Below are 19,840 nucleotides of genomic sequence, written 5' to 3' on the forward strand. Positions count from 1 at the left end.
GGTCGCAGCCTTGTGTTGGCCATTGCGAAGCACCTCTGCCACCGCGCCTGGCTGCTGCCGCCACTCCTGATAACGCTGCTGCACTGGCCTTAAGGCCTCTACGGCAGCTTCTGCCAGCAGGGGCTTAAAAGTGCCCCAGCCCATGGCGCCGCACTGCTCGGCTGCCTGCGAGCGGCTTTTGCCGGCCAGCAGGGCGTAGAGCCCCAGAAGGTTGTCTGCTTCTGGGCGCTCTGGATTACCGAATTCCAGTCCCATGGTGGGGTCGGTTTTGGCCCGTTTGATTTTTTTAACCACCAGTTCCGGCGGATCCAGCAAGCTGATCCGCGAGCCCTCGTTGGGGTCGCTTTTGCTCATCTTTGAGCTGCCATCAGTGAGGCTCATCACCCGGGCCCCTTCGCGCAGGATCAAGGGCTCGGGCACCTTGAGCACTGGAATTACCTCACCGTCTGGCTTGCGCTTGCCAAAACGGGCGTTGATGCGCTGCTGGGCAATGTCGCGTGCGAGTTCAAGGTGCTGCTTTTGGTCCTCCCCAACTGGCACCAGATCAGCGTCGTAGAGCAGGATGTCGGCAGCCATCAGCACCGGGTAATCCAATAGGCCCACAGACACCTGGTCTCCCTGTTTAATTGCCTTTTCCTTGAACTGGATCATCCGCTCCAGCCAATTGAGCGGGGTGGCGCAGTTGAGCAGCCAGGCAAGTTCGCAGTGGGCGCTCACGTGGCTCTGCACGAACACGGTTGAGCGATCGGGATCTATACCGCAGGCGAGATAGAGAGCTGCTGTTGAGAGCGTGTCCTCGGCGAGCTGGGCTGGCTGATGGGGAACTGTGATCGCATGAAGATCAACCACACAAAAAAAGGTGTCGTGGCTGCTCTGGAGATCAACCCAATTACGGATTGCGCCCAGCCAGTTGCCGAGGTGCAGAGCCCCAGTGGGTTGCACCCCAGACAGAACCCTCGGCCGTGCCATGGGACTCAGCTCGCGGTGCTCTCAGGATTTTCGGTGCTCTCAGAGTTGTCGGTACTCACAGTGCTCTCGGGGGCAAGCTCTTCGGCGGCCAGATCTTCGGCAGCAGCTTCGATCTGCTCGTCAGCGGCATCCTCTTCAGAGTTGGTCTCGATGGGCTCAGCCACGGGAGCAGGAGGCTTGCTTGGGCGAGCAAAGGGATCGATCCGAGGTGCCCGCTCCTGGCGGATCACCCGGCTCTCGCCACCCCCCGGCCGGCGCTCTGCGCGTGGGGCATCACCCCGTGGACCGGCCTGGGCCCTTTGCTGAGCGACTAGTTCGTCGAGCTTTCCATCCTCAAGCAGCTGGGCCACCGTGCGAATGGCGAAGCCCAGGGCAGCAACCGTGGAGCGCAGCGCGAAGCCCTCCTGAATGGCTCTGGCGGCACGCATCTCGTTGTCGCTGAGCCGGATGCGGAATCCGCCGGGTTCGCGGTTGCCTGGCGGGCGTCCGCCACCGGCACGCCCCCCCTGGTCATCGTGAGATTGAGAGGGGGTGGTTTCGTCGGCCATCGCCTCAGCCTGTGCAGTCAGAGGCAAGTGTGCCGCATCGGCTGGCCAAGGGGGGGGTGAGCCAGTGCAGCCGATGGGGCTCCCGCTGCCCGCTGCGGGCAAGCACGATCAGGGGCAGGGCCCGCACGGCCCCTGGTCGAAACTGGTTTCGATAGGTTTCCAGCAGCTCCAGATAGGCAGCAAAGGTCCAGCCGTGGTTGCCTCGCTCCTGGTGGCCCCAGAAGTGGCGCAGCGCCTCCTGGCAGGCCGGTTGACCGAATTCCTGCCAGCAGCGCAACTGGGCTGACCAGGCCGGCTGTCCGGCGGTGATCCAGGCCCGATAGCGCACCAGCTCCGGTGCTTCAGCACTGGCATCTGGCGGCAGCACCAGGGCGAGCTGCTCCAGTGATATGCGGCGCAGCCTCAGCCAGCAGCGCTCAAGCAGGGCCACCGGCAGGCTGCCAACCCAGATGGGAGCAGCCTGAAGTTCCACTCCCCATTCCAGCAGCTGGGCCTGCTGCCTGAGTGTCAACTGCGGGAGTGTCAATTGCGGTAGCTCCTCAGCCATGGGTGCCCTTAAAGGTGATCGCGGCGCTGGCGTATTCCCGGGGTTCGAGGTGGATCGTGCAGCGCACCCGACCAAACCGGGCCTCTAGGTGCTCTTCCACCAATTCGGTGATCCGGTGCGCGGTTGGCAGGTCATTGGCGTCCACCACCATGTGCATGTCGATAAACACCTGCTGGCCGAGCACTCCGCGGCTGGCGATGTCGTGGCAGTTGAGTACCCCTGCCACCTCCATCGCGACCTGGTGAATGGCCTCCGGGGCAATGGCGATCTGATCAACCAACTGGGGCAAGTTGGTGCGCAGCACCGACCAGCACACGCGCACCAGCAGCAAGCAAAGCGGAATCGCTAGGGCGACATCGAGCCAACTGAGGTTGAGCCACACCGCTCCTGCCAGGCCCACCAGCACCACCGCTGTTGTCCAGATGTCGCTGCTGGTGTGGGCCGCATCGGCCTTGAGCAGGGGACTGCCAAGCCTGCGCCCCTCGGCCCGCTCGTAGCTAGCCAACAGAATGTTGATTCCGAGCACGAGCAGCAGTATCAGTAGCTCCCGGCTATCCATTCGCAAGGGCTGTAGTCCAGTGCTCAGCCTCCCGATGGCGGCCTGCAGGATCTCAAAGGCAGTGAACAGGATGAAGGCTGCGATAGCCAGGGCCCCCACCGCTTCGTACTTGTGGTGCCCGTAGGGATGGTCCCTGTCGGGTTCGGGATCCGAAAGTCCATTTGTCACCAGTCCCAACAGGCTCGAAAATCCGTCAGTGGCACTGTGCATGGCATCCGCCAGCACTGCTAGCGAGCCACTCAAGAGGCCCAGCAGCAATTTCAACAGAGTCATGCTGATGTTGACGGCCAGGGCCACCAGCAGCACTCGCTTCACCTGTTCGCGGGTGTCCTGGCGACCCTCCATTAGGTTGTCTCTTACTCCTGGAGCTGGCAAGGCAAACCCCCGACTCGCGCCCAAGCTATTGGCATTTGCCGCCTGCGCAGCGTCTCAAGCTGAGCTAAAGATGCTTCAGCTTTTACAGCGCCGTTGACGCCGCCGGTGACCCTCCCCCAGCTCGCCGGGTTAGCCATGGTCTGCCAGGCCATGCCCACGACCCTCAAACCTTGGCTTCCGGCTATCGGCACCGGGGTTATCGGCTGGTTTGCCCTCGATGGGTTGCTGCGGTTAAGCCACCTGCCCATCGCCTCTGGTCTCACCTTGGCTGGCCTGGGCCTGGGTGCTTTGCTGCTGCGCCGCCGCCAACCCCGGGGGCCAGCCCCCACGGATGTGTCCGGCTGGCTGGGTCGCCTGGAGCAGCTTGAGGCTCAGTTTTTACGGTTGGCAGGGGAGCCAGCTCCAGCCCAGGCTGAGCTTGATAGCCGGTTGCGTAAGGACCAACTGGCAGCCCTGCGCCAGGAGCTGGACCGGCAGGGCTTGCAGTTGGCCCTGGTGGGTACCTGCCCTCCGGCTCTGGCTCTTCAACCAGATCTGATCGGGGCCCTGCGTGGTCCCGAGACACTTCAGCTTCACTGGGCCCATCCCTTGCCGGCCTGGAGTGCCGATTGGTCTTGGCCTGAAGTATTTGCTGCCTGCGACCTGCTGATCCACCATCTGCGCACTCCTCTCTCCGCCGCTGATCTGCGCTGGCTCGAGGCCCTGCCCGCCGCCCAGCCCGCCTGGCTGCTGGTGGATTGCCCCAGTGATGACCAGTCTCGCCAAGCTTTGAGCGCTGAATTGCGCTCCCAGCTTGGGCAGGAGCTTTCCAGCCGTCTGCTTTTTTGGGATGGCCTACCCACGACCCTTGTAGCCAGCATTTCGCCCCTAGCCCGGCACCTCGCCAGTGGCGGAGCGGAGCTGCGCCGCGGACGCCAGCTGCGTCGTCTTGAGCAATTGCACGGCCAGTGGCAGTGCAATCTCGAGCAGCTGCGGCGCCAGCACTTTCTGCCGCTGCAGCGGCGCACCCAATGGCTGGTGGCGGCCGGGGTGGTGGCGGCGCCCCTGCCGAGCCTTGATCTGCTGGTGCTTGCGGTGGCTAATGGCTTAATGCTGCGCGAAATGGCTCGCCTCTGGGATTGCCCTTGGACTTTTGAGCAACTGCAGGCCGCCGCTAGCGAACTGGCCAAGGCAGCCCTCGCCCAGGGGGTAGTGGAGTGGAGCAGCCAGCTTCTGACTGGCCTGGTCAAGTTGCATGGCGCCACCTGGCTGGTGGGGGGGGCGTTGCAGGCCCTCAGCGCCGCCTATCTCACCCGGGTTGTGGCCAGGTCCATGGCTGACATGTTGGCCCTCTCGGCGGGGGTGAGCGAGCCTGATCTCGCCGAGATAAAACGCCAGGCACCCTTGTTGGTGGCCCGGGCAGCGGCGGCTGAAAAACTCGACTGGCCTGCGTTTATCGAGCAGGGCCGGCAATGGCTTTGCAACCTGCCCCCTGCCAGCATGATTTGCTCAGATCTGATGGCAGCGGAGCGAACCCCTTGATTGACCTTGATCAGCGGTTGTTGTTTGCCTTTCTGCTCACCCTGGCAGCCGGCCTTTGCACCGGGCTTGGCAGTTTGCTTGGGCTGGTGTCGAGGCGGTTCAGCCCCAAGTTGCTCAGTTTGTCGTTGAGCTTTTCGGCTGGCGTGATGATTTTTGTCTCCTTTGTGGAGATATTTCCCAAGGCTAGGCAAGCGCTGGCCCTCGGGCTTGGAGCCACTACCGGCTATGGGGTAACTGTGCTGGCTTTTTTTGCTGGCATGGTGGTGATTGCCTTGATCGACAACGCCCTACCAAGCCATGATCTGACCCTTCCTGAGGCCAACTTTCCCAGGACCGAGTCGCAGACCTTGCTGCGCACAGGTTTGTTTTCGGCTCTAGCGATTGCCATCCACAATTTTCCAGAGGGTTTGGCCACCTTTGTTGGTGCCCTTTCAAGTCCAAGACTTGGCATCAGCATCGCCATTGCGATCGCCATCCACAACATTCCCGAGGGCCTGGCGATTTCAGCTCCTGTGTATTACGCCACTGGCAGCCGCCGCACTGCTTTTTGGGTGTCTTTCGCCTCGGGACTTGCCGAGCCCATCGGTGCAGTGGTGGGCTACGTCTTTTTAAAAACATTTCTCAGCGACACGGTAATGGGATTGATTTTTGCCAGCGTCGCCGGATTGATGGTTTACATCTGCTTCGATGAATTGCTGCCTGCCGCCCAGCGCACCGGGGCCCATCATCACGTGATGATTGCTGGCCTCACGGCAGGAATGCTGGTGATGAGTGTCAGCTTGGTGCTGCTGGCCTGAGGTGAACCAGCTCCCCAGCCGAGATCCAGCTGCGCCCGGCGCAGATCAGAGCTGGCCCTGGTGGCCCCTGTTGCCGCTCTACCCCTACGGCCGCCGCCGCACCTTGGTGCGCGAATTAATCCCTGACCAGATCTGGAGTTTCGAGCAGCTCCAGGGCGTGTTTTACGTGGCAGTGCCGATCCGGATGACGGTGGTGCGTTTGCGGGCTGGGCTGTTGCTTTATGCCCCCGTGCCCCCCACTGGAGAGGTGCGGGCAGCGCTTGCCGAGCTGGAACACCGCTACGGGCCCGTTTGCACGATCGTGCTGCCCACCAGCTCTGGCCTCGAGCACAAGCTGCCTGTGCCGGCGATGGCAAGGGCTTTCCCTGCTGCCCAGGTGTGGGTAACACCAAGGCAGTGGAGCTTCCCCTTGCCGCTGCCGCTGGCCTGGTTGGGGTTCCCGGGCCAGCGCACCCGGGTGTTGTTTGAGCAGGGCCTTCCCCATGCCGATGAGCTGCACTGGCTACCGCTCGGGCCCCTAGACCTAGGCCTGGGCACCTTCATGGAGGCGGCCTGCCTGCACCGCGCCAGTGGTTGCCTGCTGCTCACCGATGCCCTGGTGGCCATCAGCGAGCAGCCCCCAGAGCTATTTGATGCCGATCCGACGCCGCTGCTTTTCCATGCCAGGGATCGCGGTGATGCGCCCTTGCTGGACACTCCTGATTGCCGCAGGCGGGGATGGCAGCGACTGGTGTTGTTTGCCTCCTATCTCCGCCCAGACCATCTGCAGGTTCCTGGAATCAGGGAGCTGCTTTCCAGCCTGCTGGCCGCTGGGGTGCGCTCGCCGCGGGCCTATTTCGGCCTCTACCCCTTCCGCTGGCAGGAGGGCTGGCAGGCTGAATTTCGGCGGCTGGTGCCCGGCCATGAAGCACTGCTGGTGGCGCCTGTCCTGGAGCGGCTGGTGTTTCCCCGCTGCCGGGCCGCCCTGGTGACCTGGATCCGAAATTTGGCTGGCCAAGCCGAAATCCGCTGGCTGGTGCCGGCCCATTACCAAGCTCCGGTGGCCTGCAGCCCCCAGCAATTAAGGGAGCTTGCAGACTGCCTAGAAGGGCGAGATTGGGCACCAGACAGCGGCAGCTGGGCTTACCTGAGCGGCATTGACAAAACCCTTCTGCGCTATGGAGTGGTGCCAGAGCAGCCCGCGGAGCCTGGACCAGGGTTTTTGGATTAGGGGATTCCGGACTAGGGGATTACTGAGTTTGAGCCAACTCAGAGCCTGAGCTCGCCTGGGTCGGCATCTAGGTCGCTGTCCAGATCTCCGCAGCCCAGCAGGCTCGTGTCCAGTTCCATGCGCTGTTCCATCTGGCGCAGGAAGTAACCGGTCATCATCGCCGAAGCCAGCAGGCCAGCCAAGTTTTCTCGGTTGGTCTGAATCTTGACTTCGAACTGCTCGCCGGGGAGCATCCCCAACAGCCCTTGGACGTTATGGCGAATGATGTCCTGGATGTCGCCACTGGCTGAGCGAGCAACCCTTTGCAGCACATCAGGAGACTGCTCCTGCAGGTACTGAATCAACGAGTTACCGCTGATTGCTTCGTTATCGGTGGTCAGGAACTCCGGGTTGAACATCGCCGGCGTGCGCTGCATCCGACTTGCACCTTACCCCAGCTCATTCGTAGTACCAGGGGGGTGGCCCATGGCGGAGATCCGTAACCAACCGAACCGATTGAGGGGCCAGTAGCGAAGCACCGCCGTGCCGATTAATGCCTTTTGAGGCAGGGGCCCCCAGATGTGGGAATCCAAGCTGGCATTGCGGTTGTCTCCCAAAACCAGCAGATGGTCTGGGGGCACCGTGAGGGGTTCCAGCTGGTAGTCCATCGGTTCAGCTGACCAATCGATCGCCGCTTTGCTGCCGTTGCGCCAAAGCACACCATCACGAACCTCCACTTCATCGCCCGCTTGGCCCACCACCCGCTTGATCAGGGCCGCCTTGGGGTCGTAGCCAGCGGCTATTAGGGCTGTGGGGGGATGGAAGACCACCACGGTGCCGATCGGTATGGGGCGATGCAGCCGGGCGCGCAGCTTCTCCACCAGCACCCGATCCTGCAGTTGCAGGGCCGGGAGCATTGATCCCGTGGGAATCCAACGGGGTTCCAGAACCGCCCAGCGCAGCACCAGGGCCAGCAACACCCAGACCAGAACTGGCACCACCTGGCGGCGCAGGGTTTCGACCAGGCTGGGATTGCTGCTGGGGGGCGAGGACGACAAGGGTGCAGGGGAGACTGGTCAAGTCCATCCTGAACCGCCCTGGCGTGGAGTTGGCCCGTCGCAATCTCGAGGCGGCGCTGCTGCTGCTGAAGGCCCTGATGGGCCAGGGGCTCAGCCGGGCTGTGTTGTGTCCGGGCAGTCGCTCTGGTGCCCTGGCCCTGGCCCTGGGGGTGCTTGAGCCGCGCGGGCTGGCGCTGTACACCGCCATTGATGAGCGCTCTGCCGCCTTTTTTGCCCTGGGATTGGCCAGGGCCACTGGAAAAGCAGTTGCGGTTGTAACCACCTCGGGCACCGCTGTGGCAAATCTGCTGCCCGCCGCGGTGGAAGCGGACTATGGCGCCATCCCTCTATTGCTGATCAGTGCTGATCGCCCCACCCGGCTCAAGGGCTGTGGGGCAAACCAGACCGTGAACCAGGAAAGCTTTCTGGCCGCCAGTGTGCGCTGGTTTGGCCAGGGCGATGGCACTGGACTGGCTGCCATGACGGACGCTGCCATCGCCGCCCTGGCTCGCCAGGCATGGTCTGCAACCCGGCCCCCTGGCCTGGCCCCGGGGCCAGTGCACCTCAACCTTCCCTTTGCCGAACCTCTACATGCGGACGGGCCGGCGCTGCTTGAGGCAATCGCCCACGGTTCCCTTGAGACAACTCCACCGTCATTGGCCGAGCTCGCCCTAGGGGCTGCTGGATCAGGAATACAGGCAACGCCCTTCAGCCCCGCTCCCGATCCAGGCCAGCCAGGCGTGGTTGTGGCTGGTCCCTGGCGCGGCCTGCCCCAGCACTGGCCTGGTTACGTGGAAGCTTTGCTGCGCTGGCAGCGGTGCACGGGCTGGCCCGTGCTGGCAGATGGACTCAGCGGGCTGCGGGGGTTGGCTGACCTCGATTTGATCAGCAGCTACGACCTACTGCTCGAGGCTCCTGAACCCAAGCTGCGATCAGCCCAGGTGCTGCGCCTTGGCCCCTTGCCCGCCAGCCGCCGCCTACAGCGCTGGCTGGCCGACCAGAACGCTCTCCAGTGGCTTGTCAGTGAGGGCGAGCCGAGATGTCTTGATCCGCTCGGCAGCGGATGGCACGGCAGCGGATGTCAGCAGAGCGCAGCCGGTTTGGCCGGCTGGAGCGCCAGCTTGCCACCATCTTTTTGGGCCGGCGGCCCCAGCGCCGAGGCCCTGCAGTTTGGGTCTCGTTGGCGCCAGCGGGAGCTGCAATTACAGCTCTGGCTAGATCAGCAGCTGGCCAGCGGTGATGGGGCAGAAAATTGTGTAAGTGAGCTTTGTTTGGCGCGCCAACTGGGGCTCCTGCTGCCTGCCGGCTTGCCGCTGGTGCTTGCCAACAGCAGCCCCGTGCGCGATTGGGAGAGCTTCGCCAACCCCGCTGCCCCCTGGCGAGCGGTTTATGGGTTTCGAGGGGCATCAGGCATCGATGGCACCTTATCGATCGCCTGCGGGGTCGCTGAGGCCCATGGCCAGGCGGTGCTGCTCACGGGTGATCTGGCCCTGCTCCATGACAGCCATGGCTGGCTCTGGCAGCGCCAGCTAAAGGGGCGACTCACCGTGATCCTGATCAACAACGGCGGTGGCGGCATCTTTGAGCAGCTGCCGATTCGCACTACACCTGAGCAGGCCCTGGATTTCGAGAGGTTGTTTGCCATGCCCCAGCAGCTTGATCACTTGGCCTTGGCTGCAGCCCATGGCGTGCCGGGGCGCAGGGTGGAGCAGCTTGCTGGCTTGCCATCCCAGCTGGACTGGGCGCTGAATCAGCCGCTGGCGCTGCTTGAGCTGGTCAGTGATCGCCGCGCCGATGCACTCAGGCGCCAGAGCTTGCGCAGAATGGCCGCCCAAGCCCTGATGCAGTCTTGAGCCCTTCCTCCCCGACCCCGTCAGCGGTGCAGTGGCAGCCCGCCGGCACCTACGAGGACATCCTTTTTGATCTGTGCGAGGAGGGGATCGCCCGCATCACGATCAACCGACCCCACAAGCGCAACGCCTTCCGGCCCCGCACCGTGCACGAGCTTTGCGACGCCTTTTCCCGTGTTCGCGACAACCCTCGGGTCGGGGTGGTGTTGTTTACCGGCGCCGGCCCAGCGGCTGATGGCGGCTGGGCCTTTTGCGCTGGCGGCGATCAAAGCGTGCGCGGCGATGGGGGCTATCTCGACGAGTCGGGTTTGCCCCGTCTCAATGTGCTGGATTTGCAGCGCCTGATCCGCAGCTTGCCGAAGGTGGTGATTGCCTTGGTGGCCGGTTACGCGATCGGTGGTGGCCAGGTGCTGCACCTGCTGTGCGATCTGAGCCTGGCGGCTGAGAACGCCGTATTTGGTCAGACGGGCCCGCGGGTGGGCAGTTTTGATGGGGGCTTTGGCGCCGGCTACCTGGCCCGGCTGGTGGGACAGCGCAAGGCACGGGAGATCTGGTTTCTCTGCCGTCAATACGGGGCCGACCAGGCTTTGGCCATGGGCTTGGTGAATGGGGTTGTGCCCCTTGATCAGTTGGAGCCGGAGGGGATCAGCTGGGCGCGCGAGGTGCTCCAGCACAGCCCCACGGCGATCCGCTGCCTCAAGGCTGCCTTCAACGCTGAAACCGACGGCATGGCAGGAATTCAGGAACTGGCCGGCCAGGCCACCCATCTCTTTTATCGAACAGCGGAGGGCCAGGAGGGGCGCAATGCCTTCCTTGAGAAGCGACCGCCGGACTTCTCCGATGCACCCTGGCTACCTTGAAAACAAACGGATTTCATCTCAGGGCAGTGGGTCGCTTGGGGCTGCTGCGATTGCTTCCGCTCCTACTTGTGGGAGCCGTCTTATTTGTGCCACCCCTTGCCGTTGCTGCTGTGGAGCCATCGCAGCAGCGTCGGCTCGTACTTGACCGGCGCCAGCGCCAGTTGTTGGTAATAGAGGGCAACCAGGAGCGCAAGCGCTTCCCGGTGGGAGTCGGCCGGCCGGGCTGGGAGACCCCGGTGGGTCAGTTTTCGGTTATCGAGCTAGCGGTAGATCCCACCTGGGAGCACCCAGCCACCGGCCAACGCATCCCGCCTGGACCTGCCAACCCCCTCGGCAGCCGTTGGATTGGCTTTCACCGCGACTGCAAGGGCCGCGCCGGCTTTAACGGCAGCGAGCACCTTGTGGTGAAGGGTTGCGTCAGCGCTGGCTTCCACGGCACACCCCAGCGGCACAGCGTGGGGCAGGCCGTATCGCACGGCTGCGTGCGCCTACTGGATGAGCATGTGCGGGAACTGTTCGACTTGGTGGAGATGGGCATGCCCGTGACGGTGCTGCCCTAGCGCCAACCGTAGAGTTGCGCCCACCACCGGTAACTCTGGGATGCGGGTCTTGTTTGCGGCGGCCGAATGCGCGCCGATGATCAAGGTCGGGGGCATGGGTGATGTGGTGGGCTCTTTGCCCCCGGCCCTAGCTGCCTTAGGCCACGACGTACGCATCATCCTGCCGGGATACGGCAAGTTGTGGTCGAAGTTGAAGGTTTCGCCCGAGCCCATCTGGCGCGGCCACACCATGGGCAATGACTTCGCTGTCTTTGAGGCCCGCCATCCCACCAACGGCCTAATTCTCTATTTAGTGGGCCATCCAGTTTTCGATCCGGAGCGCATCTACGGCGGTGAAGACGAGGATTGGCGCTTCACTTTCTTTGCCAGCGCGACTGCGGAATTCTGCTGGCATCACTGGAAACCTCAGGTGCTGCATTGCCACGACTGGCACACCGGGATGTTGCCGGTGTGGATGCACCAAGACCCGGAGATCAGCACCGTCTTCACAATCCACAATCTCAAGTATCAGGGCCCTTGGCGCTGGAAGCTTGATCGCATTACCTGGTGTCCCTGGTATATGCAAGGAGACCACACTATGGCGGTGGCCTTGCTGTATGCAGATCGGGTCAATGCGGTGTCTCCCACCTATGCGATGGAGATCCGCACGCCCCAATACGGCGAGCATCTAGATGGCTTGCTGAATTTCATCAGTGGCAAGTTGCGCGGCATTCTCAACGGCATTGATACCGAAGACTGGAATCCAGCCACTGATCCCAGCCTGCCAGCCCAGTTTTCGGCTGCGGATTTAGCTCCCCGTGCCATTAACAAGCAGGCCCTGCAGGAGCGCTTTGGCCTGGCTGTGAATCCCCGCTCCTACCTAATGGGAATGGTGAGCCGGCTAGTCGATCAAAAAGGTGTCGACCTGCTGCTGCAGGTTGCTGATCGGGTGTTGGCCTACACCGACAGCCAGGTTGTTGTTCTGGGCACGGGGGATCGCACCTATGAGTCGGGGCTTTGGCAGATGGCAGCGCGCCATCCCGGCCGCTTCGCCGTTTTCCTCACCTACGACGACGCCCTCTCACGGCTGATCTATGCCGGTAGCGACGCCTTTTTGATGCCGAGCCGCTTTGAGCCCTGCGGTATCAGCCAGATGCTGGCGATGCGCTACGGATCGATTCCGGTGGTGCGGATGGTGGGCGGTCTGGTGGACACCGTGCCCCCCAACGACCCCCTGGCTGGCAGCGGCAACGGCTATGGCTTCGACCGCTATGAACCCATCGACTTCTACACGGCGATCGTGCGCTCATGGGAGGCCTACCGCAATCAGGCCAGTTGGCAGGAGCTCCAGCGCCGGGGCATGGGCGTGGACTTCAGCTGGGCCCGCTCGGCGCTCGAATACGACGCCATGTACCGCGACGTTTGCGGGGTAAAGGAGCCAACGCCTGAAGCTGCCGCCGTTGAGCGTTTCTCCCAGGGTCAAGATGCGGACCCCAGCCGGCGGGGCCTGGCTTCCCTGCTGAAGCGTCGTTGAACCCCTTTTGGTGCCGCCACCCACCTCAGCCCCCGACAGATCGGGCCGTTCGGACCCGCCAGCTCCCTATCCGGCCCCTTACGTAGAACCTTGGGGCCGTCTTGCAGGGGACCTGCGTGCCGCCCTGGCCAGCACGGTGCTCAAGCTGAGGGAGCTGGTGCGCCGCAACCGCGAGGGGGACTTATCGGTGCCTGGCTTCTGGCCCCAAGCACTAGCTGCCTTTTTTTGGCCGGTGCTGTTAGCCCTGGGCTTGGCAGTGGTGGCGTGTTTGCTGACGCTGCTGATAAAAACTTTTGCCCCCACCCCCACCACTTTTGATATTGCTGATAGTTCAGCCTCTCAACCAGTTGTTGAACAAGTTGCTGAACGACTTGCCCCCCGTTCTGACCTGCCGCTCCCGCAGGCCCTAGGCCAGCCAGCTGCTCGATCTGTTGGTCCAGCGCCAAGCTCCCCTGAGCCTCCTGAGCTTGTAGAGCCTGCTCCTGCCGTGCGCCTCGAGCTCGACCCCCTGCTGGCCCTGCTCTCAAACGATGACCCCGATGGCAGCATTTCCTCGGCGCGCCCCCACCCCGAGCAGGGGCTGCTCGATCTGGAGCTGGTGAGTACCTGGGCAGGCTTGCCATTGCAGCGACGCCAGCAGCAAGCCGATCTCTGGCTGCAGCGCAGCCGCGAACTGGGTTACGAGCGTCTGCGCCTGCTAGCACCTGGCGGCAATCTGCTGGCTCAGGCCGCCCGGGTGGGTAGCGGCATGGTGCTGTTGGAGGGGGAGCCAATTCCTCAGGCATGATCCTCCGCATCGCCCCCGACTGCCGACGATGAGTCTGCGTTTAGCCCAGTTGCAGGAGCTCTGGGGTCAACCCGCCACCGGCCCCCTGGCCCTGGATCAGGCGGAGCTGAAGCTCGCCCCCCAGGCCATCTGCACCGATAGCCGCCAACTGAGCGGCGGCGACCTTTTTCTGCCGCTGATTGGCGAGCGCTTCGATGGCCATGGCTTCCTTGCCGCTGCCCTTGAAGCAGGTGCCGCCGCCCTCATAGCCCAGGCGGGCCACCTTGCGCCAGCCTCCCAGGCAAGTGTGTTGGCTGCTGCCGCCAAAGCTCACGTGCCCCTCTGGCTGGTGCCAGACACCCTGCAGGCTTACCAAGACCTGGCGGGTCTCTGGCGCCTGCAGCTTGCAGCGCCAGTGGTGGCGGTAACCGGTTCCGCCGGTAAGACCACCACGCGGGAACTTATCCGTAGTGCCCTGGCTCCACTTGGGCCGATTTGGGCCTCCAGCGGCAACGAAAACAACGACGTAGGCGTTCCCCTGACCTTGCTTGGCGCAGGCCCTGATCAGGCGGCCTTGGTTGTGGAAATGGGCATGCGGGGCCTCGGTGAGATCGAACGGCTGAGTCGCTGCGCCAGCCCCGATGTGGCGGTGATCACCAACATCGGCACAGCCCACATCGGCCGGCTTGGCAGTCGCGAGGCAATCGCAACGGCTAAGTGCGAAATCGTGGCTGGTTTAAGGCCCGATGGCTTGGTGGTTATCCCGGCTGGTGATCCCCTGCTGGACCATGCCCTGGCCAGGGTGTGGTCTGGCCGGGTAGTGCGGGTTGCCCTGCAGGGAGAAGGTCATGAAGCTGCCGCAGATCTGGTGGGCAGCCTTGATTGCCAGGGGGAGATTCTGGAGTTGGCCGGAGTGGCCCTGCCCGTGCCGCTAGAGGGAGTGCATCACGCCCGCAACCTGATGCTTGCCATGGCGGTAGCTCGGGAGCTCGGCCTTGAGCCTGAGCGTTGGCGGCCCCTGCAGGTGGATCTGCCCGGAGGGCGCAGCCGCCGTTTGCAGCAAAATGGCGTATTGATACTTGACGAGACCTACAACGCCTCACCGGAGGCGGTGCTTGCCGCCTTGGAGCTGCTGGCCCAGCAGCCTGGCCGCCGCTTCGCGGTGCTCGGCACCATGCTCGAGTTGGGCGAGCAGAGCCTGGCTCTGCACCGCAGCGTGGCCGAGCGGGCAAGGCAACTAGACCTTGATGGGCTGGTGATCGTGGACCAGGGCGAGGAAGGGGCGGCCATGGTTGCGGCGGCCACTGGCCTATCGCGTTTAAGGCAGGTGGATTGCCCGGAGGCTGCGGCAGAGCCTTTGCAGCAGTGGCTGCGGCCTGGAGATGTGCTTCTGCTCAAGGCCAGCAGGGGTGTTGCTCTGGAGCGCTTGATTCCGCTTCTCTAATAGGGCTCGCCGGGCTCGGCGCCATCGGCCATGATGGCTGCGGAGCAGCATTTCACGATGTTGTGCCTTCGGGCGAAGGTCCTGGGTGGTGGTTCACTCGGGGCCTTTCTGCTTTCAGCCCAAATACCAATGCAACATGGCAGTCAGCTGGCCCACCATGCCCTTGCCGGTGAGAAGCTCGCCGGCGATTGCTGCGGCAAAGCCCAGCATGGCCATCCGACCGTTTAATAATTCCACCCCGGCCAGGGCAGCCTTGTTCCAGGGTTTGGGGCTGGTCATGCTCTCGCCAAACCGTTCTACCGGCTCGTAGAGAAAGCCCTCCTTATCTGGTGAAGCCGCAGGACGCCGGTCGCGATTCATAAAAGCTGGGGAAGATTGGCGCAGCCTATGGGGCTGGAGGGCTTGGCTGGCTTAGCGGGGTGGACCAGTTTTCCTTGACGAGCTGGCGAGCACGGCCCAAGGCGAGCGAACCGTCCGGCACGTCCTTGGTGATAGTCGAGCCGGCACCAACGGTGACGTTTTCGCCCAGGGTCAGTGGTGCTACAAGCACGGAATTTGCCCCGGTTTTGCTGCCGGCGCCCACCACGGTGCGGTGCTTGCGCACACCGTCGTAATTGGCGGTGATTGTGCCTGCTCCCACGTTGACGCCAGCGCCCAGATCTGCGTCGCCGATATAGCTGAGATGGTTTACTTTGACGCCATTGGCAAGACTGCTGTTTTTGACTTCCACAAAATTGCCGATGTGACAGTGCTCTGCCAATGAGGTGCCGGGGCGTAGCTGGGCGAAGGGGCCAATGGCGCAGTGCTCAGCCACCTGCACTTGGCGCAGCACTGAATAGAGCACGGTCACCCCTGCTCCCAAACTGCTGTCTTCGATCAAGCAGCCGGGCCCGATGCGGCAGCCATCGCCAATGGAGCTGCTGCCGCGGAAGTGGCATTGGGGTTCAACAACAACATCTTGACCAAATCGGCAGTCCTCGCTGAGGGTGCAGCTAGCTGGATCGACAAAGCTCACACCCTCAGTCATCCAGTGGCGCTTTAGCCGCTCCTGCAGTGCCGTCTCGCATTGGCTGAGCTGAAGCCGGTCGTTGATACCGGCGATTTCGTCAGCATCTGCCACCTCTCGGTGCATGGCCGGCTGGAGCAGGGCCACCGTATCGGTGAGGTAGAGCTCGCCTTGGTCGTTGTCGGTGGTGAGCATGGGCAGCACCTCGGCCAACTTGGCCCAGTTGAAGCAGTAGATACCGGCGTTGGTTAGGTGGTTGAGACGCTGCTGGTCGTTGCAGTCGCGGTGCTCAACGATCGCGCTGACGGAGCCGTTGGCATCTGCAAATACCCGCCCGTAGCCACTGGGATCGTCCAGCCTGGCCGTGAGCAGGGTCACGGCAGCGCCACTGCTGCGGTGTTGCTCCAGCAGGGCCGCAAGGGTTTGGGGGCGTAGCAACGGCACGTCGCCATTGAGCACCAACAGATCGCCGCTGAAGTTATCTAGCGGTTCGAGCAGTTGCTGCACGGCGTGGCCAGTGCCGTTCTGGGGCTGCTGCAGCACGAATTCCAGGCCGCTTAGGCCCTGCAGCTGCTGCTCCACCCGCTCGGCCTGGTGGCCAACGATCAGCAGGCGCCGCTCGGGCTGAAGCTGCTCGCAGCTGGCCAGTACCCGCTCCACCAGGGTGGCCCCGGCTAAGGGCTGGAGCACTTTGGGCAGGGCGCTCTTCATGCGGGTGCCCTTCCCTGCGGCCAATACGGCGACGGCGAGCATGGTCAGGCGGTAACTACTGGCCGGGAATCTACGTGGACTACCTGTCAGCTTGCCTGCTGCTTGAGGCGGGCTAGGTCGTCCCAGAAGCCCGGATAGGAGACGGCTGCCGCTTCCGGCCGGTGCAGCAGGGTGTCACCCCGGGCGATGCCGGCAGCTACCGCCAGACTCATGGCAACCCGGTGGTCGGTTTCACTGTCGACCTCTGCACCGTGCAGTTCGGTGCAGCCATTGATAGTCATGCCGTCTGCGAATTCCTCGATGCGGCCGCCCATCGCACCGAGCTGCCGTGCCATGACCGCGAGGCGGTCTGTTTCCTTGACCCGCAGCTCTTCGGCGTCACGAATACGGCTGATGCCCTCGGCGCAGCAGGCGGCTACAGCCAGCACTGGGATTTCATCCACGAGCCGGGGGATCAGTTCGCCACCGATATCAAAGGCTTGCAGCGGGCCGTGGCAAACCCGCAGGTCACCCACCGGCTCTCCGGCCACATCCCGGTGGTTGAGCACGCTTATTTGGGCGCCCATCTGCTCCAGCACCTCGAGGATGCCGGTTCGGCTGGGGTTGAGCCCCACGTTCTGCACTGTGATTTCAGCGCCTGGGGTGATGGCACCGGCCACCAGCCAGAAGGCGGCGGAGCTGATGTCACCTGGCACTACCACGGCTTGACCTTTGAGCGTTTGCCCCGGGGTCAGGGTCACCACCGTGTTGCCCGCACCGCCCACAGACAACTCGGCGCCGAAGGACCGCAGCATTCGCTCGCTGTGATCGCGGCTCTGGGCCGGCTCGATCACGGTGGTGGGCCCGTCAGCGGTGAGGGCGGCAAGCAGGATGGCGCTCTTCACCTGGGCTGAGGCCACCGGGGTGTGAATGGTTGTGCCGCGCAGGGGCTGACCCATAACCGCTAGGGGTGCGTAGTTGCCGTCCCCGCGGCCATGGATCTGGGCACCCATTTGGGCAAGGGGGGCTCCGACCCGCCGCATCGGCCTGCCCCGTAGGGAGCCATCACCAGTGAGCACGAAGTGGCGGCCCACCCGGCCTGCCAGCAGCCCCAGCATCAGCCGCATGGTGGTGCCCGAATTGCCGCAATCGAGCACATCGCCAGGTTCCTGGAAGCCATCAAGGCCGGCGCCTTGCACAGTCACTGGCTGGCCGGCCTGAATCGGTGATACCTCCACGCCCATGGCCCGCAGGCAGGCGGCCGTACTGAGCGGGTCCTCCGCTGGTAGCAAGCCCTCGATGCGGGTTTCTCCTTCGGCGATAGCCCCAAACAAAAGGGCCCGGTGAGAGATTGATTTATCCCCGGGTACCTGCACGGTTCCCACCAGAGTGCTGCCGCCAGCCAGGCTGAGCGGGGCGGATTTAGCGGCGGAATGGGCCACGAAGCAGTGACGGCAGTTGGCCGATCCTATGGAGCGCGCCGCGGTGGGGAGGCCCATGGCTCAACCAAGCATCACACCCCCCTCGCCATCGGATCCGGCCACGGCGCTGCGCAGGTCGAACAGCAGGTCTTCGAGACTGAGTTCCGCCAGCGCCTTCTGCCGGACCCGCTCTAGCCGTAGCTGCAATGCATTGGTCACTTGATCGGCTGGTGAGCTGGCCGGCTCCGACGGTGCGGACCGATTCGCACTTTCTTTCGGAGCATCGCCAACTCTCAAAGCTTCGCCGACTATCAAAGCTTCGCCAAGCCCTGCAAAAATCTGCTCCATTGAAATGTCCCGGGCTGGCCTGCTAAGTCGGTACCCCCCCACCCGCCCCCGCCTCGCATCCAGCAGCCCGGCTCGGCGTAGGCGCAGGAGCAGCTGCTCCAGCATGGGTTCGGGTAGATCATGGATTGTGGCCAGCGTGTGGGTTGACTGCCACTCCAAGGGCCTTGCTGCCAGCTCCAACAGGGCCTTAAGAGCATGGCTGGCCTGGCGAGAAAGCATCACGCCTTAGCCGTTGCCCGCCCTGCCAGCCGCTCCAGCACGTGCTCCAGGGTGTAACCAAATAGGGCTGGATCTGGCTCCTCCTTACCGATATCTGCCAAGCCAAGCTCGGCCCAACGGGCATCGAGCCTGGACTCCAGCTCGGCGGGACGGCTAAGCGGTTCGCCCCAGGGGTGGCGCTTCTCTGGACCGATCTTGGTGGTGGCATCGATCGCCAGCCTGCCGCCCAAGCCCAGGCGCTCGCTGGCGAAATCGAGGCTGTCAAAGGGGGTGTCTTCGAGCACAAACAAATCCCGCTGCGGATCCACTTGGGCACTGATCGCCCAGATCACTTGGCGCGGGTCGCGGATGTTGATGCTTTTATCCACCACCACCACAAATTTGGTGTACGTGAACTGGGGCAAGGCGCTCCAGAAGGCCATCGCCGCCCGCTTGGCCTGGCCTGGATAGGCCTTATCGATGGCAATCACAGCCAGTTTGTAGCTGAGCCCCTCCATCGGCAGAAAGAAATCGACGATTTCAGGGATCTGTTGGCGCAGGATCGGCGTGTAGATGCGGTTTAGGGCGATCGCCAACATGGCGTCTTCCTTGGGGGGCCGGCCACTGAAGGTGGTGAAGTACACCGGATCACGTCGCTGGGTGACGCACTGGATCTGGACGAGGGGCGAATCTTCGACGCCGCCGTAGAAGCCCATGTGGTCGCCAAATGGTCCGTCAGCCAGCTCAGAGCCAGGGGTGATAGTGCCTTCCAGCACCACTTCACTGTGGCTCGGCACCTCCAAATTCACTGTTTTGCACCTAGCGAGCCGGACGCCCTCGCCGGCGTAGATGCCAGCAAAAAGCCACTCGCTCAACTGCACCGGGATCGGCGTGGCGGCCGCCATCACCAGCAGCGGATGCACGCCGATGGCAATTGCGATTTCAAGCTTTTTGCCCATCGCCGCCGCCTTGCGCAGGTGGCGGGCGCCACCGCGCACGCTCAGCCAGTGCACGGTCATTGAGTTCGCCGACTGTTGTTGAAGCCGGTACACGCCCACATTGGGTGTGCCAGTTTCTGGATCCTTGGTGATCACCAGGCCCAGGGTGATGATCCGGCCGCCGTCGCCGGGCCAGGGCCGCAGCAGGGGCAGGGCGTCAAGGTTCACTGCCTCGCCCTTAAACACCTGCTGGTGGCAGGGGGGGGTTAGGTCGAGATCGGGCCTGGCCTTGAGCACATCCAGCAGCACCGAACCAAAGCGCACCGCCTCCCGGACCCCCTTGGGGGGGCGGGGTTGCTGCAACAGCGCTAGGCGCTCGCCGAGCTGTTCCAGCTCCTCTGGTTGTTCCATGCCCATGCTCCACAGCACCCGCTCTTGGGTGCCCAGCAGGTTCACGGCCACCGGCATGGTGGAGCCAATCACATTTTCAAACAAAAGGGCCGGGCCGCCAGCTGCCAGCACCCGGTCGGCAATCGCTGCTAACTCCAGGTCTGGATCCACCGGCGCGGTGATGCGCCTCAGCCGACCCCGTTGCTCCAGGAGGTCGATGAAGCCGCGCAAATCCCGGCGACTGCGTTGACTAATTCCCTTATTCGGCATCGACTTTTATGAGCGGTGACTAC

Annotated in this window: 20 protein-coding genes; 9 read left to right on the forward strand and 11 right to left on the reverse strand. The window is 63.5% G+C overall.

The genetic code is table 11. The features are described 5' to 3' along the window. The 4 genes from trpS to KBY85_RS08470 all read right to left on the reverse strand — a co-directional run. Positions 1-969, reverse strand: a 969-nt coding sequence (gene trpS, locus KBY85_RS08455) for a tryptophan--tRNA ligase (protein WP_254961064.1), incomplete at its 3' end; no start/stop codon positions are given. A 5-nt stretch (positions 970-974) separates the two neighbouring features. Further along, entirely contained in the window at positions 975-1,517 is a 543-nt protein-coding gene (locus tag KBY85_RS08460) for a hypothetical protein (protein WP_254961065.1), read from the reverse strand. Between the two features lie 4 nt (positions 1,518-1,521). Beyond that, positions 1,522-2,064 (reverse strand): hypothetical protein, encoded by a 543-nt coding sequence (locus KBY85_RS08465; protein WP_254961066.1) that lies wholly within the window; start codon positions 2,062-2,064, stop codon positions 1,522-1,524. Beyond that, complete coding sequence (locus KBY85_RS08470; protein ID WP_254961120.1) at positions 2,057-2,968, reverse strand: cation diffusion facilitator family transporter; 912 nt, start codon at positions 2,966-2,968, stop codon at positions 2,057-2,059. Before KBY85_RS08470 ends, KBY85_RS08465 begins: the two co-directional genes overlap by 8 nt. Positions 2,969-3,103: 135 nt before the next feature. Here KBY85_RS08470 and KBY85_RS08475 point away from each other — a divergent pair, with 135 nt between their 5' ends. From KBY85_RS08475 to KBY85_RS08485, 3 genes are read left to right on the forward strand one after another with little or no spacing between them, the layout of a single operon-like run. After that, positions 3,104-4,519, forward strand: coding sequence for a YcjF family protein (locus KBY85_RS08475; RefSeq protein ID WP_254961067.1), 1,416 nt, complete (start codon positions 3,104-3,106; stop codon positions 4,517-4,519). Then, positions 4,516-5,316 (forward strand): zinc transporter ZupT, encoded by an 801-nt coding sequence (gene zupT / locus KBY85_RS08480; RefSeq protein ID WP_254961071.1) that lies wholly within the window; start codon positions 4,516-4,518, stop codon positions 5,314-5,316. The genes KBY85_RS08475 and zupT overlap by 4 nt, the downstream gene beginning before the upstream one ends. 1 nt (position 5,317) lies before the next feature. Next, entirely contained in the window at positions 5,318-6,526 is a 1,209-nt protein-coding gene (locus KBY85_RS08485; RefSeq protein ID WP_254961072.1) for a DUF4336 domain-containing protein, read from the forward strand. Positions 6,527-6,564: 38 nt separating this feature from the next. On the opposite strand, the gene KBY85_RS08490 is transcribed toward KBY85_RS08485, so the two are convergent. Both KBY85_RS08490 and lepB read right to left on the reverse strand, forming a co-directional pair. Next, a complete protein-coding gene (locus KBY85_RS08490; protein ID WP_254941274.1) occupies positions 6,565-6,924 on the reverse strand; it encodes a DUF760 domain-containing protein in 360 nt (119 codons plus the stop codon). Positions 6,925-6,954: 30 nt separating this feature from the next. Then, complete coding sequence (gene lepB, locus KBY85_RS08495) at positions 6,955-7,530, reverse strand: signal peptidase I (protein WP_254961121.1); 576 nt, start codon at positions 7,528-7,530, stop codon at positions 6,955-6,957. Positions 7,531-7,607: 77 nt separating this feature from the next. On the opposite strand from lepB, the gene menD reads away from it, so the two are divergent. Genes menD through murF form a run of 6 tightly spaced genes read left to right on the forward strand, consistent with a single transcriptional unit; the run spans position 7,608 to position 14,556 of the window. Then, on the forward strand, positions 7,608-9,416 hold the full coding sequence (gene menD / locus KBY85_RS08500) for a 2-succinyl-5-enolpyruvyl-6-hydroxy-3-cyclohexene-1-carboxylic-acid synthase (RefSeq protein ID WP_254961073.1): 1,809 nt from the start codon (positions 7,608-7,610) through the stop codon (positions 9,414-9,416). Continuing rightward, positions 9,413-10,273, forward strand: a complete 861-nt coding sequence (gene menB, locus KBY85_RS08505; protein ID WP_254961074.1) for a 1,4-dihydroxy-2-naphthoyl-CoA synthase — start codon at positions 9,413-9,415, stop codon at positions 10,271-10,273. Before menD ends, menB begins: the two co-directional genes overlap by 4 nt. Next, positions 10,270-10,833 (forward strand): L,D-transpeptidase, encoded by a 564-nt coding sequence (locus KBY85_RS08510; protein ID WP_254961077.1) that lies wholly within the window; start codon positions 10,270-10,272, stop codon positions 10,831-10,833. Before menB ends, KBY85_RS08510 begins: the two co-directional genes overlap by 4 nt. A gap of 40 nt (positions 10,834-10,873) precedes the next feature. Next, on the forward strand, positions 10,874-12,346 hold the full coding sequence (gene glgA, locus KBY85_RS08515; protein WP_315859523.1) for a glycogen synthase GlgA: 1,473 nt from the start codon (positions 10,874-10,876) through the stop codon (positions 12,344-12,346). Between the two features lie 10 nt (positions 12,347-12,356). Beyond that, positions 12,357-13,133 carry a hypothetical protein gene (locus KBY85_RS08520; protein ID WP_254961079.1) on the forward strand — a complete coding sequence of 259 codons (777 nt, stop codon included), beginning with the start codon at positions 12,357-12,359 and terminating at the stop codon, positions 13,131-13,133. Between the two features lie 28 nt (positions 13,134-13,161). Beyond that, the gene (gene murF, locus KBY85_RS08525; protein ID WP_254961085.1) at positions 13,162-14,556 is read left to right on the forward strand and encodes a UDP-N-acetylmuramoyl-tripeptide--D-alanyl-D-alanine ligase; all 1,395 of its coding nucleotides are present in this window, start codon (positions 13,162-13,164) and stop codon (positions 14,554-14,556) included. A gap of 114 nt (positions 14,557-14,670) precedes the next feature. On the opposite strand, the gene KBY85_RS08530 is transcribed toward murF, so the two are convergent. The 5 genes from KBY85_RS08530 to KBY85_RS08550 are packed head-to-tail and all read right to left on the reverse strand — an operon-like array spanning position 14,671 to position 19,817. Then, positions 14,671-14,916, reverse strand: coding sequence for a chlorophyll a/b-binding protein (locus tag KBY85_RS08530; protein ID WP_254961086.1), 246 nt, complete (start codon positions 14,914-14,916; stop codon positions 14,671-14,673). Between the two features lie 25 nt (positions 14,917-14,941). Next, a complete protein-coding gene (glmU, locus tag KBY85_RS08535) occupies positions 14,942-16,315 on the reverse strand; it encodes a bifunctional UDP-N-acetylglucosamine diphosphorylase/glucosamine-1-phosphate N-acetyltransferase GlmU (RefSeq protein ID WP_254961088.1) in 1,374 nt (457 codons plus the stop codon). A gap of 44 nt (positions 16,316-16,359) precedes the next feature. After that, entirely contained in the window at positions 16,360-17,751 is a 1,392-nt protein-coding gene (gene aroA / locus KBY85_RS08540; RefSeq protein WP_254961089.1) for a 3-phosphoshikimate 1-carboxyvinyltransferase, read from the reverse strand. 3 nt (positions 17,752-17,754) lie between these two features. Beyond that, positions 17,755-18,240: an Rrf2 family transcriptional regulator gene (locus KBY85_RS08545; protein ID WP_254961090.1), complete on the reverse strand. Its 486-nt coding sequence runs from the start codon at positions 18,238-18,240 to the stop codon at positions 17,755-17,757. Further along, entirely contained in the window at positions 18,240-19,817 is a 1,578-nt protein-coding gene (locus KBY85_RS08550; protein WP_254961092.1) for a UbiD family decarboxylase, read from the reverse strand. Before KBY85_RS08550 ends, KBY85_RS08545 begins: the two co-directional genes overlap by 1 nt. Positions 19,818-19,840: the final 23 nt, after the last annotated feature.

Source organism: Cyanobium sp. BA5m-10, assembly GCF_024346255.1.
Taxonomy (GTDB): domain Bacteria; phylum Cyanobacteriota; class Cyanobacteriia; order PCC-6307; family Cyanobiaceae; genus Cyanobium_A; species Cyanobium_A usitatum.

What these genes read in the sequence shown, in the direction of transcription:
- KBY85_RS08460 (WP_254961065.1), bottom strand. Translation starts at nt 1,517, where the DNA reads ATGGCCGACGAAACCACCCCCTCTCAATCTCACGATGACCAGGGGGGG.
- KBY85_RS08465 (WP_254961066.1), bottom strand. Translation starts at nt 2,064, where the DNA reads ATGGCTGAGGAGCTACCGCAATTGACACTCCCGCAGTTGACACTCAGG.
- KBY85_RS08470 (WP_254961120.1), bottom strand. Translation starts at nt 2,968, where the DNA reads ATGGAGGGTCGCCAGGACACCCGCGAACAGGTGAAGCGAGTGCTGCTG.
- KBY85_RS08490 (WP_254941274.1), bottom strand. Translation starts at nt 6,924, where the DNA reads ATGTTCAACCCGGAGTTCCTGACCACCGATAACGAAGCAATCAGCGGT.
- glgA (WP_315859523.1), top strand. Translation starts at nt 10,874, where the DNA reads ATGCGGGTCTTGTTTGCGGCGGCCGAATGCGCGCCGATGATCAAGGTC.
- murF (WP_254961085.1), top strand. Translation starts at nt 13,162, where the DNA reads ATGAGTCTGCGTTTAGCCCAGTTGCAGGAGCTCTGGGGTCAACCCGCC.
- KBY85_RS08530 (WP_254961086.1), bottom strand. Translation starts at nt 14,916, where the DNA reads ATGAATCGCGACCGGCGTCCTGCGGCTTCACCAGATAAGGAGGGCTTT.
- glmU (WP_254961088.1), bottom strand. Translation starts at nt 16,315, where the DNA reads ATGCTCGCCGTCGCCGTATTGGCCGCAGGGAAGGGCACCCGCATGAAG.
- aroA (WP_254961089.1), bottom strand. Translation starts at nt 17,751, where the DNA reads ATGGGCCTCCCCACCGCGGCGCGCTCCATAGGATCGGCCAACTGCCGT.
- KBY85_RS08545 (WP_254961090.1), bottom strand. Translation starts at nt 18,240, where the DNA reads ATGCTTTCTCGCCAGGCCAGCCATGCTCTTAAGGCCCTGTTGGAGCTG.
- KBY85_RS08550 (WP_254961092.1), bottom strand. Translation starts at nt 19,817, where the DNA reads ATGCCGAATAAGGGAATTAGTCAACGCAGTCGCCGGGATTTGCGCGGC.